The sequence below is a fragment of the Shinella sp. HY16 genome (genome assembly GCF_028534175.1).
Lineage (GTDB): Bacteria > Pseudomonadota > Alphaproteobacteria > Rhizobiales > Rhizobiaceae > Shinella.
The window spans coordinates 536,654-554,069 of the sequence record NZ_JAHYXL010000003.1 but is presented as its reverse complement, the minus strand read 5'-3'; the positions used below and the strand labels follow the sequence as shown (position 1 = coordinate 554,069).

The 17,416-nt window shown below is 65.1% G+C and carries 16 protein-coding genes; 5 read left to right on the top strand and 11 right to left on the bottom strand.

Translation table 11 applies throughout. From position 1 onward, the window contains the following. Positions 1–53: 53 nt before the first annotated feature. From K0P03_RS28985 to tauA, 3 genes are all read right to left on the bottom strand, one after another. Positions 54–896, bottom strand: a complete 843-nt coding sequence (locus K0P03_RS28985) for an ABC transporter permease subunit (protein WP_082342463.1) — start codon at positions 894–896, stop codon at positions 54–56. Next, on the bottom strand, positions 893–1,699 hold the full coding sequence (locus tag K0P03_RS28980; protein WP_023516839.1) for a taurine ABC transporter ATP-binding protein: 807 nt from the start codon (positions 1,697–1,699) through the stop codon (positions 893–895). The genes K0P03_RS28985 and K0P03_RS28980 overlap by 4 nt, the downstream gene beginning before the upstream one ends. Before the next feature lie 93 nt (positions 1,700–1,792). Next, positions 1,793–2,797 carry a taurine ABC transporter substrate-binding protein gene (tauA, locus tag K0P03_RS28975; RefSeq protein WP_130514291.1) on the bottom strand — a complete coding sequence of 335 codons (1,005 nt, stop codon included), beginning with the start codon at positions 2,795–2,797 and terminating at the stop codon, positions 1,793–1,795. Positions 2,798–3,297: 500 nt separating this feature from the next. Here tauA and K0P03_RS28970 point away from each other — a divergent pair, with 500 nt between their 5' ends. After that, complete coding sequence (locus K0P03_RS28970) at positions 3,298–3,762, top strand: RrF2 family transcriptional regulator (RefSeq protein WP_023516837.1); 465 nt, start codon at positions 3,298–3,300, stop codon at positions 3,760–3,762. A gap of 33 nt (positions 3,763–3,795) precedes the next feature. On the opposite strand, the gene K0P03_RS28965 is transcribed toward K0P03_RS28970, so the two are convergent. The 4 genes from K0P03_RS28965 to K0P03_RS28950 all read right to left on the bottom strand — a co-directional run bounded on the left by K0P03_RS28965 (position 3,796) and on the right by K0P03_RS28950 (position 9,783). Then, positions 3,796–4,878, bottom strand: a complete 1,083-nt coding sequence (locus K0P03_RS28965; RefSeq protein ID WP_272791381.1) for an acyl-CoA dehydrogenase family protein — start codon at positions 4,876–4,878, stop codon at positions 3,796–3,798. Between the two features lie 211 nt (positions 4,879–5,089). After that, positions 5,090–6,493 (bottom strand): dihydrolipoyl dehydrogenase, encoded by a 1,404-nt coding sequence (gene lpdA, locus K0P03_RS28960; protein WP_272791380.1) that lies wholly within the window; start codon positions 6,491–6,493, stop codon positions 5,090–5,092. After that, on the bottom strand, positions 6,490–7,677 hold the full coding sequence (locus K0P03_RS28955; protein WP_443020618.1) for a dihydrolipoamide acetyltransferase family protein: 1,188 nt from the start codon (positions 7,675–7,677) through the stop codon (positions 6,490–6,492). The genes lpdA and K0P03_RS28955 overlap by 4 nt, the downstream gene beginning before the upstream one ends. Before the next feature lie 15 nt (positions 7,678–7,692). Then, a complete protein-coding gene (locus K0P03_RS28950) occupies positions 7,693–9,783 on the bottom strand; it encodes an alpha-ketoacid dehydrogenase subunit alpha/beta (RefSeq protein WP_272791378.1) in 2,091 nt (696 codons plus the stop codon). A 122-nt stretch (positions 9,784–9,905) separates the two neighbouring features. On the opposite strand from K0P03_RS28950, the gene K0P03_RS28945 reads away from it, so the two are divergent. Together K0P03_RS28945 and K0P03_RS28940 are read left to right on the top strand one after the other, a co-directional pair. Further along, complete coding sequence (locus K0P03_RS28945; protein ID WP_023516832.1) at positions 9,906–10,373, top strand: Lrp/AsnC family transcriptional regulator; 468 nt, start codon at positions 9,906–9,908, stop codon at positions 10,371–10,373. Beyond that, positions 10,370–10,861 (top strand): cytochrome c oxidase subunit II, encoded by a 492-nt coding sequence (locus tag K0P03_RS28940; protein WP_023516831.1) that lies wholly within the window; start codon positions 10,370–10,372, stop codon positions 10,859–10,861. The genes K0P03_RS28945 and K0P03_RS28940 overlap by 4 nt, the downstream gene beginning before the upstream one ends. Positions 10,862–10,869: 8 nt before the next feature. On the opposite strand, the gene K0P03_RS28935 is transcribed toward K0P03_RS28940, so the two are convergent. Next, the gene (locus K0P03_RS28935; protein ID WP_023516830.1) at positions 10,870–11,769 is read right to left on the bottom strand and encodes a DMT family transporter; all 900 of its coding nucleotides are present in this window, start codon (positions 11,767–11,769) and stop codon (positions 10,870–10,872) included. Between the two features lie 167 nt (positions 11,770–11,936). On the opposite strand from K0P03_RS28935, the gene K0P03_RS28930 reads away from it, so the two are divergent. Then, positions 11,937–13,721, top strand: a complete 1,785-nt coding sequence (locus K0P03_RS28930) for an IlvD/Edd family dehydratase (RefSeq protein WP_272791377.1) — start codon at positions 11,937–11,939, stop codon at positions 13,719–13,721. Between the two features lie 93 nt (positions 13,722–13,814). Then, on the top strand, positions 13,815–14,048 hold the full coding sequence (locus tag K0P03_RS28925) for a hypothetical protein (protein WP_272791376.1): 234 nt from the start codon (positions 13,815–13,817) through the stop codon (positions 14,046–14,048). A 3-nt stretch (positions 14,049–14,051) separates the two neighbouring features. Here the strand turns inward: K0P03_RS28925 and K0P03_RS28920 are convergent, their stop codons facing one another. From K0P03_RS28920 to K0P03_RS28910, 3 genes are all read right to left on the bottom strand, one after another. Then, positions 14,052–14,945 carry a DMT family transporter gene (locus K0P03_RS28920; RefSeq protein ID WP_443020620.1) on the bottom strand — a complete coding sequence of 298 codons (894 nt, stop codon included), beginning with the start codon at positions 14,943–14,945 and terminating at the stop codon, positions 14,052–14,054. 292 nt (positions 14,946–15,237) lie between these two features. Further along, entirely contained in the window at positions 15,238–16,671 is a 1,434-nt protein-coding gene (locus tag K0P03_RS28915; protein ID WP_272791375.1) for an aldehyde dehydrogenase family protein, read from the bottom strand. A gap of 12 nt (positions 16,672–16,683) precedes the next feature. Beyond that, entirely contained in the window at positions 16,684–17,412 is a 729-nt protein-coding gene (locus K0P03_RS28910; protein WP_272791374.1) for an MBL fold metallo-hydrolase, read from the bottom strand. Between the last annotated feature and the right edge of the window lie 4 nt (positions 17,413–17,416).

The following is a 17,416-nucleotide window of genomic DNA, read 5'->3' as shown; positions in this document are numbered from 1 at the left end:
CCGCCTCTTCTGACCAAGAGGCGGCCGTTTCCTTTCAGGCCCCCCGATAAACCTCAGCGATGCGCAGCCCAGGGCACCAGGCGCCGCTCGATCTGCCGGGCGATGTATTCCAGGAGGATGGCAATCAGCGCGATGACGATGATGCCGGCAATGACGATGTCGGTGACGAGGAACTGAGCCGCCGACTGGATCATGAAACCGATGCCGCTCGTCGCAGCCACCAGCTCGGCCGCCACCAGCGTCGTCCAGCCGGCGCCGAGCGCGATGCGCACGCCGGTGAGGATCGACGGCACGGCACTCGGCAGCACCACCTCGCGCAACACCTGCGCCCGGCTCGCCCCGAGCGAGCGAGCCGCATTGACGTGATCCTTCGAAACCCCGCGCACGCCGGCGGAGGTCGACAGGATGATCGACGGCAGCATGGAAAGTGCGATGACCGTGATCTTCGAGGCCTCGCCGATGCCGACCCAGATGATGATCAGCGGCAGATAGGCAAGCGGCGGCAGCGGCCGCAGGAATTCGACGATAGGGTCGAGAACGCCGCGGCCAAGGCGGCTCGTGCCGATCGCGATGCCGGCAGGAATGCCGATGAGGATGGAGGCGATCAACGCGCCGAAGATGCGGGTGAGGCTGGCGCCGACATGTTCTGCCAGCGTCGCGTCGACGAACCCCGTGACGACGAGATTGTAGAGCGCGAGCACGACCTGCCGCGGGGAGGGCAGGAAGACCGGCGAGACGAGCGCGTAGACGGAGGCCAGCCCCCAGGCCGCGATGATCACGCCGATCGTGACGGCCGAGATGATGGCCACCGGTAGCGACCGCCCCCTCGGCAGGCGTTTCACCGGCTGCGTTTCCGTCACCTGCGGCAGGGCATCGATGTCAGTCGAAAGTGTCATGCGGCAATCTCCTCTTGCGCGGAGGCGTGGATGAGGCCGGTCAGGCCGGCATGCATGCGCTTAAAGATCGGCGAGGCCCTCACCGCAGCGACCGATGCGCCATTCAGCACCTCCGCATTGAAGCCCGCCTCGATCTCCGCCGTCAGGCGACCCGGATGGGGTGACAGGACGACAATGCGCGTGCCGAGCAGCAGCGCCTCCTCGATGCTGTGCGTGATGAGCAGGGCGCCCGCTCCGCTTTCCGCCTTGATGCGCAGTAGGAATTCCTGCATGCGCGTGCGTGTCAGGGCGTCGAGCGCGCCGAGCGGTTCGTCGAGCAGCAGGAACCGCGGCTCGGCGGCGAGTGCTCGGGCAATACCGACCCGTTGGCGCATGCCGCCGGAGAGCTCCCAGATCCGCCGGTTACCGACATCGGCAAGGCCGACACGGGCGAGAAGCTGTTCCGCCCGCGCACGGCGCTCGGCAAGCGGCACGCCTTTCAGCTTGAAGGGAAGGGCGATGTTGTCCCGCGCGTCCAGCCAGGGATAGAGCGCATCGTCCTGGAAAACGACCGCCCGGTCGGCGCCCGGCCCGTCGATGGGCACGCCATCCACGGTAACGGTGCCGGCGGTGGGATCGAGGAACCCGGCGGCGAGATTGAGCAGGCTCGTCTTGCCGGAGCCTGATCGCCCGATGATGGCGACCAGCTCGTCCGATGCGACCTGCAGATTAATGCCGTCGAGGACCAGTTTTTCCTCTGCGCCGGTGCGCCCCGCCCTCGGCGGATAGCGCAGCGAAACGTTGCGGAATGTCAGGGTACTCATGAAACCTCCGGAAGCGTGGGCTATCGATCGGACGAAGGCCCGGCAGCGCGACAACGCTGCCAGGCCCTTCCGCCGCGGGATTGTCTCACCGGGTCAGTAGGCGAGCTTCGTCGCATCCGTCACCCAGCGGGTGGAGACATAAGGCGCGTAATCAGAGAGCGCCGCGGGGATCTTGCCCTGTTCCAGCAGGAAGGCCGACGTGTCGGCCACCGCCTTCACCGTGCCGCCGCCGAGCAACGCCTCGCCGGCCTGCTCTTCCAGCGTCGGGAAGATGTAGCCCTTCAGGAGTGCCGGCACTTCGTCCTGCTTGGCGCCTGTCAGGCGTGCAATCTTCTCGGCTTCCGGCGAGGTAGCGTTCCAGGATTCTGGATTGGCGCGGTAGGCCGCCGTCGCATCGCCCGTCACCTTCACGAAGGCCGTCACGACATCCGGATGCTCCTCGGCAAATTTCTTGCTGACGATCCAGGCATCGAAGGTCGGACCGCCCCACTCGGCGACATCCGCCGAGGTGGCGAGAACTTTGCCGCTCTTCTTCAGCTGGGCGAGCACTGGATCCCAGACATAGGCGCCGTCGATATCGCCGCGTTCCCAGGCGGCCGCAATTTCCGGCGGACGCAGATTGAGGATCTCCACCGACTTCGGATCGACCTTCCAGTGCTTCAGCGCCGTCAGCAGGCTGTAATGCGCGGTGGAGACGAAGGGCGTCGCGATCTTCTTGCCTGCAAGAGCCTCCGGTTTCTCGATGGACTTCACGGCAAGCGCCTCGGCCTCGCTGATGAGGCCGACGACGAAGATCGTCTCGATCGGCAATTCACGGCTGGACGCGGCGGCCAGCGGCGACGAGCCGACATAGCCGATATCCAGCGAACCCGAAGCGATGGCGGCGATCACGTCGGCACCGCCATCGAATTTCTGCCAGTTGATCTTGGCGCCGGTCACCTTCTCATAGGTACCGTCGGCCTGCGGCACGCGAGAAGGTTCTACGATCGGCTGGTAACCGATATTGAGTGTCACCTCTTCGGCAAAGGCAGTGCCGAACGAAGCGGTGAGGGCAAGGGCGGCCGTCGCGGCAAGCAGGGTCCTGCGGGTCGTGGTCATGGGTCTCTCCTCAAAAAGCCGTCGCCCGGGTTCAGTCGCGGGCCGGTCATTCAAGGCTATATATTCAATAAATTTAGTAGAGAAATATTTGCCTCAATTTAGCGGCATCCTCGCGATTGGTTTTGCGTTTTCCGACGGTGCTGTTGAAACGAGTCGCGTGCACCGGAAAACCGCCATGCAAGGCCTCGTGCAAGGAGGAGTTCGCGGAAAGGATCGGCGAGAGTGGAAAATGATGCCAAATGGGCACGCCAGGGCGGAAAATCCGCATAAGCACTTGGCAAAAATGCCAATTTCCTTGCAGGATCACTGAAAAATAAATTATATTGTTTTTATATGTTTTTCGCACTCCGGTGCCAAGAATGAGCCAGAATCACCCGTCATGGGTGAGCCGATCGATCTTCCCGAGGACGACGGACGGAAACCGAGCCGGACGCGATGCGCGTGTCCGCGCTGCCGGGCATATCCGGTGATGCACATATGCTGATGGAAAGCAGGCCGACATGCTGACGAAAAAGGGAAAATACGGACTGAAGGCCCTGGTGGATCTGGCGCGGCTGGCACCCGGCGAAACCGCTTTCGTCAGCGAGATCGCGCTCCGCAACAACATTCCGAAGAAATTCCTCGACACGATCCTGCTGGAACTGCGCAATGCCGGCATGCTGCGCTCCAAGAAGGGGCCGGGCGGCGGCTATTCGCTCTCCCACGCTGCATCGGAGATCCGCATCGGCCATGCCATCCGCGTGCTCGACGGCCCGCTGGCGCCGATCCGCTGCGCCAGCCGTACGGCCTATGAGGCCTGTGAGGATTGCGCCAACCCTGAAGCCTGTCAGGTCCGCCGCGCCATGACCGATGTGCGCGACGCCATTGCCTCCATCCTCGACACGATGACGCTCGAACAGTTCGTTGCCGTGCCCGGTGCCAGTGCAATGATCGACGAGGAAGCGCTGGAAAAGCGCGTCGGATAACCCGGAGCGCCTCACAGCGCTCCGCGTAGAACCCTAACCTTCCTGTTCCGGCGGGTGTGGATGCCCCTGGCGCCGTAGCCGGCCGCTTTCCTGCAGGACAGTGGCAAGGAACGGGGAGACGGTCACTGGTGATGGGCTGCGGTCTATCGCCTTGCGCGCATGGTTTGCGGCCTCATGCGCCACCGCAAGGGCAGCCGTGGAGGCGAGGAAGGCGTTCGTCCGGTGCTGGTCCGCAAGGCCGATCTGGGCCGCATCGATAGTGCGGCCGGCTTCCGCCATCATAGCCTGCGCGGCGGCGAGGCGGGCGGACAGCAGACCCGTCTCGAGAAGATCGCCGTGATCGGCGCGCAGTAGGCGCTCGAATGCGCGCTGGCCCGCACCCAGCTGCCGGGCGGCCTCCAGAAGCAGTTCCAGCGATTGGGGCACCGCCGTTTCGGCCGGCGGATGCAGCACCGCGTCGGCATCGACGGCGACATCCTTGAAGAGAACATGTTCCGCCGACGGCACGGACCTGCCCACCGGTTCGCAACTGTTGGCGACGTAGTGCAACCCCTCGATGCGGGTCGCCAGCAGGACGCCCATCGTCCGTCCGCTCTCGCTGCGCCCCGGCACGATCAGCCAGTCTGCATGGCGGGTACAGGGGGTACAGAGCGCTTCGCCGCTCAGGCGCCACGCAAGACCGCTTGCGGCCAATGGCAGGGCGTCGCCATCCTGCCCGTTGCGCCTCGCTGCCGCCCGGCAGAGCCGGGCACCGGCGAGGGTGGCGGAAAACACCACAGAACGATGGCCGTCCGTACCATAGCTGCGCAGATGCTCCAGCGCCACGAAATGAGCAGCCAGGATATCGGCAAGTGTTGTCGACTGTGCAGCCGCCATGGCACAGACATCCGCCAACACGGTGTTGGAAACGTCGATCCCGCCGTGCTCGGTGGGCACCGAAATGCCGAACAGGCCGGAACGGGAGAGAAGATCGAGGCGGGCCTGCGCGGTCTGGGCCGCGTCCCCATCGGCGAAGATGCCGGCAATCGTGCCCGCAACGGTCAACGCCTCGTCTTCACCACCGATGATGGCAGCGGTTCGCGACGGACGGTCGAACGCTGATGAGATCATACCCATGTCGTCTGCTCCTCGCGGATTGGCGTTTCAGGGCGCACAGGCTTAATCGGTCAAAAAGATCACATTCTATAGAGATTGTATATATTGAATTTTACACGGCGACCCCGCCGACGGAGCGCACGGTATCACGCGGAACAGCAATCATCGCCAGAAAATTTCAGCCCCTGCCACGGCAACCGGTCAAGCGTTGACGGCGCCGGTATCGTCGCGCTCAGCTATGAATAGCCGCCCCGAAAAAACCGAGGGCCGCTTCCTTGGTCGCTTCGTTGTGCGTCGGGTGGGCATGGCAGGTATAGGCAATATCCTCCGCCGTCGCCCCGAACTCCATCGCTTGCGCGACCTCCGCGATCATCGTACCGGCGACAGTGCCGACCATATGCGCACCAAGCACGACGCCGCTCGCCTCGTCCGCCAGAAGCTTGACGAAACCCTCCGTGCTGCCGTTCGCCTTTGCCCGGCTGTTGGCCAGCATCGGGAAGGTCGAGGCGCGGTAGGCGATCCCCTCCGCCCTCAGGCTCTCTTCGGTCCGGCCAACGGCGGCGACCTCCGGATCGGTGTAGACGATTGCCGGGACGATGGCGGAATTGTTCGTACCGGGCCGACCGGCAAGCCGCTCGGCCATGGCGATGCCCTCGTCTTCGGCGCGGTGCGCGAGCATCGGCCCGCGCGTCACGTCGCCGATCGCATGAATGCCGTCCACCACCGTCCGACCGCGCGCGTCGACCGGAATGAAACCGCCCATATCCGGGGTGATGCCGGCCGTTTCCAGCCCAAGATCGCCCGTATTCGGCCGCCGCCCTGTGGCGACCAGCACGACGTCGGCGGCGAGTTCCGAGACTTCGCCCTCCGCTCCCCTCAGTTTGAGGATGGCACCGTCCTTGCGGATTTCAGCACCGGAAACGCCGGTAGAAGCGAGGATCTCCATGCCCTGCCGCACCAGGAGTTTCGTCATCGTCGCGCGGATATCGGCGTCCATGCCAGGCAGGATGCTGTCCGCCAGCTCGACGACCGTTACGGCAGCACCAAGGCGCCGCCAGACCGAGCCCAGTTCAAGGCCGATCGCTCCGCCGCCGATGACGGCGAGCCGGCCGGGTATGCGGGGGAGGGACAGCGCACCAGTCGAATCGACCACAATCCCGGCGTCGTTGTCCACCTGCAGACCGTCCAGCCCCGTCGGCAGCGAGCCCGTAGCAATGACGATCGCCTTTGCGGTGACGCTCTTGCCGCCGATATCGACACGGCCTGATCCAGCGAGCCGCGCCCGCCCCGACAGGCGGTCAACGCCGCTCTTGCGGAACAGGAAATCGATGCCGCCCGCCAGCGAGGCCACGGTCGCCTCCTTGCGCGCCATCAACCGGGCGAGATCAACGGAGACCGGCCCCGTGTCGATGCCGAAACCGGCCATATGGCCGTCACGGGCAAGCTCCAGCAGATGCGTCGCATGCAGCAATGTCTTGGAGGGGATGCAGCCGATATTGAGACAGGTACCGCCGAGCGTCGGCCGCGCCTCGACACAGGCTGTCTTCAGCCCGAGCTGCGCAGCGCGGATCGCACAGGCATAGCCCCCGGGACCGCCGCCGATCACCAGCACGTCATAGTCGCCGGAAGCGCTCATTGCGGCCAGCCTTCCAGCGTCTCGACGAAGCGGGCGAGCCATGTGTTGGTCTGGTGACCGTCGAGCGCGCGATGGTCGATGGTCAGCGAAACATAGGCCATCGGCCGGATCTGGATCGTATCGACACCCTCGACCTCCCGCACCACCACGCGCTTTTCCAGCTTGCCGGCGCCGAGGATCGCCGTTTGCGGCTGGTTGATGATGATGGGCGTGGCAAGAAGCGACCCGGAAACGCCGTGGTTCGAGATGGTGAAGGTGCCACCGCGCATGTCGGCGGGCGCCAGCGTCTTCGTCCGGGCACGGGTCGTAAGATCCTGCAGGCGCGCGGCGATACCGGAGAGCGAGAGGTCCTGCGCTGCACGGATGACGGGCACCACCAGTCCTTCATTGCCGAGCGCCGTGCCGATGCCGACATTGACGTCGTCGAACACCTCCAGCCGGTCGTCGAACCAGCGGCTGTTGACCTCGGGCACCGCCTTCATCGCCGCCACGCAGGCCGAAACGATGTAGGCCGTGTAGGAGAGCGACACGCCCGACGCGGCAAAGGCCTTCTTGCTCTTCTCGCGGTGCCGCATGACGGCGCTGAAATCCGCCTCGAACACCGCCGTGACATGCGGCGCCGTGGAGACGGACATCTGCATGTGTTCCGCGATCGCAAGCCGCATTGGCGAGTGCCGGATCGCCCGCGAGCGCCCTCCGAGAGGCGGTATCTCCGGTACAGTCTCCTGGACAGGCGCCGGTGATGACTGCACAGCGCGCGCCGCCTCGTGCGCGGCATCCATATCGGCCCGCGTCACCCGTCCGCCCTTGCCGGAGCCATCTACCGTCGCGGGGTCGATGCCGTATTCCTCCGCTGCACGCCGTACGGCCGGAGAATAGTGTTCCGCAGCGGCCGGCACCCGCCTGAGCTCCGGCTTGGTGGCCATGGCAACGGGCTCGGCGGTAGCAGCCTCTTCCTGCCGGATGCGGCCAAGCACGGCGCCGGGCTCGGCTTTTTCGCCGCCCTGCATCAGGATCTCACTCAGGATGCCGGCGACGGGGGCGGGAATTTCCTGTGTCACCTTGTCGGTTTCAAGTTCCACGAGGGGATCGTCGGGCGCTACTCTATCTCCCACCGCCTTCAGCCAGTTGCGCACGACCGCCTTGGTGCCTTCCTGCTCCACGGGCGCGAGAACGTCGATCATCAGCCCCGCCATCCGTCAGAACTCCATCAATGCATCGATCTTGGCGCGGATCCGCCCCGCCGAAGGCACCGCCCAGTCGAGCAGGACCGGATTGTGCGGGCTCGGTATGTCCGGCATCGTCAGGCGCGAGACGGGGGCATCGAGATCCATGAAGGCCTCGTCGGCGACGACGGCGGCGATCTCCGCACCGAAGCCGGCGGTGCCGAGATCCTCGTGCACGACAAGGCAGCGGCGCGTGCGCCGGACCGAATCCAGCACCGCCTCCCTGTCCCAGGGCATCAGCGTGCGCAGGTCGATGACATCGGCGGAAACGCCCTCCGCCGCTTCCTCGCAACGATGCACCATGGCGCCCCAGGTGACGAGCGTGATCGCCTCGCCGCGGCGCGTGAAACTCGCCTTGCCGAAGGGTAGGGCGAAATCGTCACCGGGATAGGGGCGCCGCGCCCAGGCATGGTCCAGCATGGCGCGGTGCTCGAAGAAGATGACCGGATCGTTGCCGCGAAGGCCGGTGCGCAGCAGCCCGACCGCGTCGGCGGCATTGGAGGGGACCGCCACCTTCCAGCCGGGCTGGTGCACGAAGGCCACCTCGTTGGTCTGGCTGTGCCAGGGGTCGCCGCATTTGAAGTAGCCGCCCGGCATGCGCAGCACCATGGGCGCGGCAAAACGGTTGTTGGTGCGCCAGCGGATCGTGCCGCAGTCGTTGATCTGCTCGGTGGCAGGTTCGGCATACTTGCGGAACTGGATTTCCGGCACCGGCATCAGCCCCGCCAGCGCCATGCCGACCGCCCGGCCGACAATGCCTTCCTCCGAAAGCGACGTGTCGAACACCCGTTCGCGGCCGAATTTTTCCTGGAGACCGAGCGTGACGGCATGCACGCCGCCCTTCGGGCCGATGTCCTCGCCAAACAGCACCACACGTTCGTTGTTCGAAAGCTCGTGCTCGAGCGTGCGGCGGATGGCTGTGACCATGTTGATGCGCTGGCCTTCCGACACGGCGACCGCGGCGGTTTGCGGCGGCACATGGCCGTGGCGGATCTGCCCGCCCATCACCTGCACCTCACCCTCGAAGAAAACATGGCGCGTCACCGTCTCCGGAACGGCGACCGGACGCGCTTCTGCGGCGATGCGCGCGGTTTCCGCCGCCGCCCTTGCGCCCGTATCCGCCGCCTCCCACTCCGCCGCGCTGAGCACGGCCGGCACGATGTAGTCCTTCAGGCGCGGTAGCGGATCCCGCGCCCATTCGCTGCGAACCACCGCTTCGCTCTTGTAGGCCTGCGTGTCCTGAAAACTGTGGCCCTGCAGGCGCGGCACCATGAGGCGCAGCAGCGCGGGGCCGCGCGCCTCACGCACATGCTCCACCGCCGCGCAGGTCAGCCGGGCGACGGCGGCCGGATCGGTACCGTCGCCCTCGAAGATCGTCAGGTTCTGCCAACCGGAAAGGTTCGCCGCAATGTTGCCGCCGGGCGTCTGGATCGTCGAGGGAACGGAAATGCCGTAGCCGTTGTCCTCGATGTAGAACAGCATCGGCAGGGTTTGCGTGGTGGCGATGGTCAGCGCCGACCAGAAGCCGTTCGAGGCGACCGAACCGTCACCGCCGAGCACGACGGCGATGCTCCGTGCATAATCTGCCTTACCGAGCGTTTCGGCATAGTATTTCACCGCCTGCGCCCAGCCGGCCGTGGGCGTATATTGCGTCCCGACACCGCCGCACATCGGCAGGGCGGAGGCACCGTCAAGGTTGGGATAGTTGAAGACGACACCGATATCGCGCCCGTCCGAGTAACCACCGGCCCGGCCCATGGCGGAACCGAGCGCATCCGCGGGGTCGACGCCGAGCGAAAGCAGCAGCGGGCGAGACCGGTAGTAGCCGCAGGTCGCGTCATGCCGGTCGGTGAGGAGACAGCCGAGCATGATCTGCGCCATATCGTGGCCACGGGCGGAAAACTGGTAGAGCACCTTCTTTTCCGGAACGAGGCGGGTTTCCTCCATGTCGTCGAGCGCCCGCGACAGATGCACCAGATAGGCGATGCGCTTCCAATCGACGGTATCGTCGGGCGCGTTGCGAACAGTGGACCCGACGACGGATTTGAGTGCGACCTGCGCCATAGTTTCCTCCCGCAGATATCAAGTCCTGGAGAGTGTAGGCCCCGCCCGGCGAAAAAGCGTTTCAAACAGGCTGGGTTTTGCGGTAGGAATGAAACAGAACCATCACATTCTTGGGATTTTCGATGAATTCCATTCAACTTGATGCCGTCGACAAGAAAATCCTCAAGGTCCTGCAGCGGCGGGGGGATATCAGCCATGCGGCGCTTGCCGAAGAGGTCGGCGCTTCCAGCGCCTCCTGCTGGCGGCGCATCAAGGCGCTGGAGGAGGCCGGCGTGCTCGGCCCGACCGTGCGGCTGCTCGATCCCGACAGCATCGGCCGCGGTCTCAACGTCTTCTGCCAGGTGCGCATGAAGTCGCACGATCCGGGCGCCCGGCGCGATTTCGAGCGCTTCGTGCAGACCCACGAGGAGGTGCTGGAATGTTACTCCATGTCCGGCGAGTGGGACTACCTGATCCGCGTCGTGGTAAAGGACGTCCGGGACTACGAACAACTGCTGATGCAAGCGATCCTGACCCATGAAGCCGTCGCCAACTCTTCCTCACATTTCGCGCTGAAGAGCGTGAAATACACCACGGAACTGCCCCTGTGATCCGCCGCGCGCCGCTTCTTCTGATCGCCACCCTTTTCGCACGCAGCGCCTTCGCCTCGCCGCTTGATCTTCTCGTGCCGGACATTTTGAAGGCGGACCAAGCGCCACCCGAGCTTTCCGTCACCATCATCGGATACCAATATGGCTGGCGCTATGCCTATCCGAACACGGAAACGGACGGGGCCGGCGAATGCCGCGTCGAAGGCGCGCTCATGCTGCCGCGCGGCAAACGCGTGCATCTCTCCATCACCGCCGACGATATCATCCATGAATGGCGCGTGCCGGCGCTCGATCTCAAGGCGGATGCCATTCCCGGACTGCTCAATCTCGTGGCCTTCAGTCCCGCGGCGACGGGCACCTTCAAGGGCGGCGCCACCAGCCTCTCCGGTGCCGGCTACGAGAAGATGGCTTTCGATCTCACGGTCATCGAACCGGACGCTTACGCCGCCTGGGCGAAAGGCATCTCGCAATCCTGCACGGCGCCCTGAAGCGCGCGTCAGGCACGGCGCTTGAGCTGCTGCTCGCGGAAGAAGATGAAGAGGCCGGAGGCGACGATGAAGCCGGCACCGATCAGCATGGCCGAGCGCGGCGCATCGCCGAAGAACATCCAGCCGAAAACCACGGCCCAGAGCAGCAGCGAATATTGCAGCGGCACGACGGTCGCCGCATCCGCCAGCTTCAGCGAGCGATTGACCAGCATATGCGCGCCCATCGCCACAACGCCGAGCAGGCTCAGAAGGCCGAAGTCGATGCTGCTGACCGGCGCCCAGCCGGCCGGATCGGCAATGCACCAGACACCGGCGAAGATGGCCGCACCTGCCACCTGCCAGAACACCAGCGTCGTATCGGGTGTCGTACGCAGCGTTCGGCTGAGCACCATGGCGAAGCTGAAGGCGAGGCTGCCGGCAAGCGCGATCAGCGCCGGTAGGGTGAACGTTTCCCTCGACGGTTCCAGCGCGATCACCACGCCGATGAAGCCAACGATGATCGCTGTCCAGCGCCGCCAGCCGACCTTCTCACCGAGCAGCAGCGGCGACATGGCGGCAACGTAGATCGGCGCGGCCAGCCAATAGGTCATGGCATCGGCAAGCGGCATGTAGGCGACGGCGAAGTAGAAAGCGGAGGCCTCGAAGGCAAACAGCGCTGCGCGCACGAGATGCAGCTTCGGCCGCCCGACATCCACGAGCCTGCGCCAGCCGACCTTCCAGAAGAACGGTGCGAGAACCACCATCGCGGCGATACTGCGGATCAGCATGAGCTGACCGACGGAATAGGTCGCGACGAGCCATTTGCCGAGCACGTCGTTCAGCGAGAACATCACCATGCCGAGCAGCATCAGGAGCACGCCGAGGCGAGCGGTGCCCGTGGCGGGGGAGGAGGCGGTGATGTCTGTCATGGCGGGAACTCGGAAGCTTGGATGAAAGGGCTGTGACACATTCCGCCCGGCCGATCCAGTCAGCAATTTTGATAGCTGCATAAAGCGGCGCACCGGGCCCCGCCCGGTTGATTGCGCACGGCGGCAATGGAAGAGTGCAATCCGGCATTTTTGACGAGGTTCATTTCATGACGGACGAAAAGACGGGCAAGCGGCGGCTGCGCTCCGAGGACTGGTTCGACAACCGCGAGCACGTCGACATGGCGGCGCTTTATCTCGAGCGCTTCATGAACTACGGCATCACGCCGGAAGAACTGCGCTCAGGCAAGCCGGTCATCGGCATCGCCCAGAGCGGCAGCGATCTGACCCCCTGCAACCGCCACCATGTCGATCTCGCCAAGCGCGTTCGCGACGGTATCCGCGATGCCGGCGGCATTCCGATCGAGTTCCCGACCCATCCGATCTTCGAGAACTGCAAGCGGCCGACGGCCGCGCTCGACCGCAACCTTGCCTATCTCGGCCTTGTCGAGATCCTCTACGGCTACCCGCTCGACGGCGTCGTCCTGACGACAGGCTGCGACAAGACCACACCGTCGGCGCTGATGGCTGCCTCGACGGTCGATATTCCCGCAATCGTGCTCTCCGGCGGACCGATGCTCGACGGCTGGCACGAAGGTGGCCTCGCAGGTTCCGGCACGGTGATCTGGCGCTCGCGCCGCAAGCTCGCCGCCGGAGAAATCGATGAGGAAGAATTTCTCCAGGCCGCGATGGGCTCGGCGCCCTCCATCGGCCATTGCAACACGATGGGTACCGCCTCGACGATGAACGCACTCGCCGAGGCGCTTGGCATGTCGCTGACCGGCTGCGCGGCCATCCCGGCGGCCTATCGCGAACGCGGGCAGATGGCCTATCGCACCGGCCGGCGCGCGGTGGAACTGGTGCTGGAAGACATCCGTCCCTCGTCGATCCTGACGCGAAGGGCCTTCCTCAACGCGATCCGCGTCAACTCGGCCATCGGCGGCTCGACCAATGCCCAGCCGCATCTGATGGCCATGGCGAAACATGCCGGCGTGGAGATGACGCCCGAGGACTGGCAGGAGCACGGCTACGACATCCCGCTGCTCGCCGACGTGCAGCCCGCCGGCCGCTTCCTCGGCGAGCGCTTCCACCGGGCCGGCGGCGTGCCGGCGATCATGCACGAGCTGCTTGCCGCCGGAAAGCTCGCCGGCGACTGTCCGACCGTGACGGGGCGCAGCATGGCGGAAAACCTGGAAGGGCGCGCCGCCAGTGACCGCGAGGTCATCCGCCCCTATGACGAGCCGCTGAAGGAACGCGCCGGGTTCCTCGTCCTGAAGGGCAACCTTTTCGATTTCGCCATCATGAAGACCTCGGTCATCTCGCAGGAGTTTCGCGCGCGCTACCTCAGCGAGCCCGGTCGCGAGGGCGTCTTCGAGGGAAAGGCGGTCGTCTTCGACGGCTCGGAAGACTATCACAGGCGCATCAACGACCCCGCGCTCGGCATCGACGAGCGCACCATCCTCGTCATCCGCGGCGCGGGGCCGCTCGGCTGGCCGGGTTCGGCCGAGGTCGTCAACATGCAGCCGCCGGACCATCTGCTCAAGCGCGGCATCACCAGCCTGCCGACGATCGGCGATGGGCGCCAGTCCGGCACGGCCGACAGCCCGTCGATCCTCAACGCCTCGCCGGAAAGCGCCGCCGGCGGCGGTCTCGCCTTCCTGCGCACCGGCGATGTCATCCGCATCGACCTGACCGAGGGGCGGTGCGACATGCTGGTAGAGGCGATGGAAATCGAGCGCCGCAAGGTGGACGGCATTCCGCCGGTGCCGGCCGATGCGACGCCCTGGCAGCGGATCTACCGCAAGACCGTTACGCAGCTTTCGGACGGCGCGGTGATCGACGGGGCGGCCGATTTCCGCGCGATCGCGGAAACACCGCCGCGGCACAATCATTAGCCTGCCGGAATATTCGGTGCAGCCTGGCCGTTTCTCCGGAGGCAGCCTTGCCGGGCTTTCGCCTTGCAACGTGCATGCCGCGGGAGAGGTCGCATGAAGAACGGCAAGATAATGGGCTGGATCATGATCGTCGCCGGTGCCTGGTGGCTCATCTCCGGCATCGCAATGAACGACATGGGCGGCATTGCAGGCCTCGGCTACAATCCGGATGCGCCGATGAGCTTCGCGCTCGCCCCGGGCCGCTTCCTGCTCGGCATCGTCATCAACGGACTGATCGTCTACGCGGGCATCAGAACCATCCTGCAGGCCAAACAGACCGACGGCTGAACCTCATCCGCGGCGGGCGACGAGAATGCCGATCAACACGATCGCCCCGCCGACCGCCTGCATCGCACCGACTGGTTCGGCCAGAATGGCCCAGGCGAGGATGGCGGCGACGACCGGTTGCAGAAGCAGCGTCAGCGAGGAGAAGGCCGTCGGCAGATAGGCGAGCGCATAGGTGACGAGGCCCTGCCCGGCGACATGGCTGATCAAGGCAAGGCCAATGAGCATCGTCCAGCCGAACAGCGTCGCGGGCACCATGCCCCCCTCGAAGAAGAGGGCCACCGGCAAGATACAGACCGCCGCCGAGAAGGTCGTCCAGACCATGATGCGCAGTGTCGAAAACCGCGAACGGATATGACCGAGCGACAGCATGTAACCAGCATAGAAGAACGCGGCAACGACAGCCGTCGCGTCGCCGGCAAGCTGCCCGCCGCCGAGCGCCGACGGCCCGCCCTTCAGCACGAGCACGCCGATGAGCGTCAGCCCGAGACCCGCCAGGAAGACCGGCGTGACCCGCGTGCGGAAGAGTAGCCAGGAGCCGAGCGTCACAAAGACCGGCGCAAGATTGCCGAGCAGCGTTGCATTGGCGACGGAGGTCATGTGCAGCGACAAGTGCCAGGCGGCAAGATCGGCGGCAAGGAATGCACCCGGCAGCAACAGGAAGAGATAGTCTCTGAGCCCTGCCGGCCGCTCGTCACCCTGCTTTGCCACCTGCGAGATGAGCACGAACGGCAGAAAGGCCAGCGCGACACGCCAGAAGGCCGTGACCATCGGCCCGACCTCAGAAAGGCGCACGAAGATCGGCGACCCGCCTATCGCCACGCCGCCGACGAGCAGGGCGATCAAAGCAAGGCGGCTATGCTTGGAGGAGGCAATCGGAGACAAGGCGGCAGTCCGGATATCGTGAATGCCGCGAGCTATCAGACCGCAACCGATTGGGCCAGACGGGACAGGCGAAATTGGAGGAAAACTTTGCGTCGACCCCGGCCGCATGTGAAGGGCGCCCTTGCACGCGCCGCTTTCCCGACTGCCGACGAACGTCCGCACGATTTTCCGCCATGATCGGGGCGGACCCGGCCACCGGGCTTGGAGCACGCCGATGGAACCTCGGGTCAAGCACGAGGACGACAACAGCGTCGGTCAAGGCCGTCTATAAAGGAAAGCGGCGCCCCAAAGGGGCGCCGCCGCTGTCTCAGGCCGCGTCCGGCCGGTGCACGGTCTTCACCTCGAGGAAATCCTCCAGGCCGAAAAGGCCGCCCTCGCGGCCGTTGCCCGACTGCTTGTAGCCGCCGAACGGGCTGCCGTAGCGGTGCGGGCCGCCATTGATGTGCACCATGCCGGCGCGAAGGCGGGCAGCGACGCGTTCGGCCCGGTCGGGATTGCCGGTCTGAAGATAGGCGGCAAGGCCATAGGCGGTGTCGTTGGCGATCGCGATCGCTTCCTCCTCGGTATCGAAGGGTATGATCGAGAGAACGGGGCCGAACACCTCTTCACGGGCAATGCGCATCTCGTTGTTGACGTCGGCGAAGATCGTCGGCTTGACGAAATAGCCGGTCTCGAAACCCTCGGGCTTACCCGGGCCACCGACCAGCACGCGCGCGCCTTCGGCAACACCCGCCTCGATCAGCGCCTGCACGCGACCGAACTGGACGTGCGAGACAAGCGGACCGATATGTTCACCTTCCTGTTCCGGATTGCCGACGGTCGCCTGCTTGCCGGTGCGTTCGGCTATCTCGACCACCTTGTCATAGACCGAACGCTCGACCAGCATGCGGGTCGGGGCATCGCAGGACTGGCCGGAATTGTTGAAGCACTCGCGCACGCTGCCGGCAACGCGATCTTCAAGGTCCGCATCGGCAAAGACGAGGTTCGGCGACTTGCCGCCGAGTTCCAGCGTCACGCGCTTGACGGTCTCGGCCGCATCCTTGCTGACCGCAATGCCAGCGCGGGTGGAGCCGGTGAAGGACATCATGTCGACGTCCTTGTGCTTGGAGAGCGCCGCGCCGCATTCGAGGCCATCACCGTTGACGAGGTTGAACGTGCCGGCCGGGAAGCCCGCCTCATGCACCATCTCCGCATAGAGCAGCGCGTTGAGCGGCGTGAATTCGGATGGCTTCAACACGCAGGTCGAGCCCGTCGCCAGCGCCGGAACGACCTTCAGAGCGATCTGGTTGATCGGCCAGTTCCAGGGCGTGATGAGGCCGCAGACGCCGATCGGCTCGCGGCGCACCACATCGCCGTTCGCCAGCACCTCGCGGCTCTTCAGCCGCTTCAGCCCGTCGATGAAACCCTGGAGGTGGCCGACGCCGACATCCGCCTGCTGCTCGGTGCTCATGGTAATCGGCGCGCCGAGCTCGAGCGTGATGGTGCGCGCCATCTCCTCATAGCGACGCTTGTAGATTTCCAGCAGCTTTTCAAGCAGCGCGAGGCGCTCTTCCACGCTCGTCTGGCTGTAGGTCGCAAAGGCCCTCTTGGCGGCGGCGACGGCGCGGTCGATATCGGCGGCGGTGCCCATGGAGATGACCGCGATCGGCTTTTCCGTCGCCGGGTTGATGACCTCGAGGTCGTTGGGCTTCAGCGGGTCCACCCACTGGCCGTCGATGTAGAATTTGCGCTTGTCGAGCATGCTTTTCTCCCGTCACTTCTGTTTTTCATCGAGCCAGCCCTTGATGAGCTGGCGGTAGCGGTCGCCACCGAAACTTGGAAAATGGCCACCATGCACCAGCCGCACCGGCAGGGTCAGGAGGCGCTCCATCGAGGCGAGGTAGTCCGCCGCGTCGGAATGGTAGGTATCCTCGATCAGCGGACCATCGTAGACGATGTCGCCCGAGAAGAGAATTTCGGTCGCCTTTTCATAGAGCGCAATACCCCCCGGGGAATGGCCCGGCGTGTGGACGACCTCGAACTGGCGGTCGCCGAGATCAACGACATCGCCATCCTCGAGCAGGCGCGTCGCCGGCGCTTTCTTCACCGCATAACACGTCGAGCAATAGGGTTCAGGCGGCAGCGCGTCAAAGATCTCGTCGGTCACATAGGGGTTGGCGAGTGTGTTCTGCCGCGTCGGGTTGGCGAGCAGGTCCGCCTCGGCGGCGTGTACGGCCCGGCACTCGAACTCGTGGTGGCAGCCGATATGGTCGAAATGCGTATGGCTCGCCACGGCGATGAGATCGCGTTCGGTCACGAGCGGCACCCATTCACGCAAGGAGACGACACCCATGCCGCTGTCGACGAGCATGTCCCGGTCACGGCCGCGCACATGCCAGACGTTGCAGCGGTAGAATTCCTGGATATAGGGTTCGCTGATCGCGGTCACGCCGTCATCGAGGCGACGAACGCTGTACCAATCCTCCGGGCGGATGCGCTGCATGTGA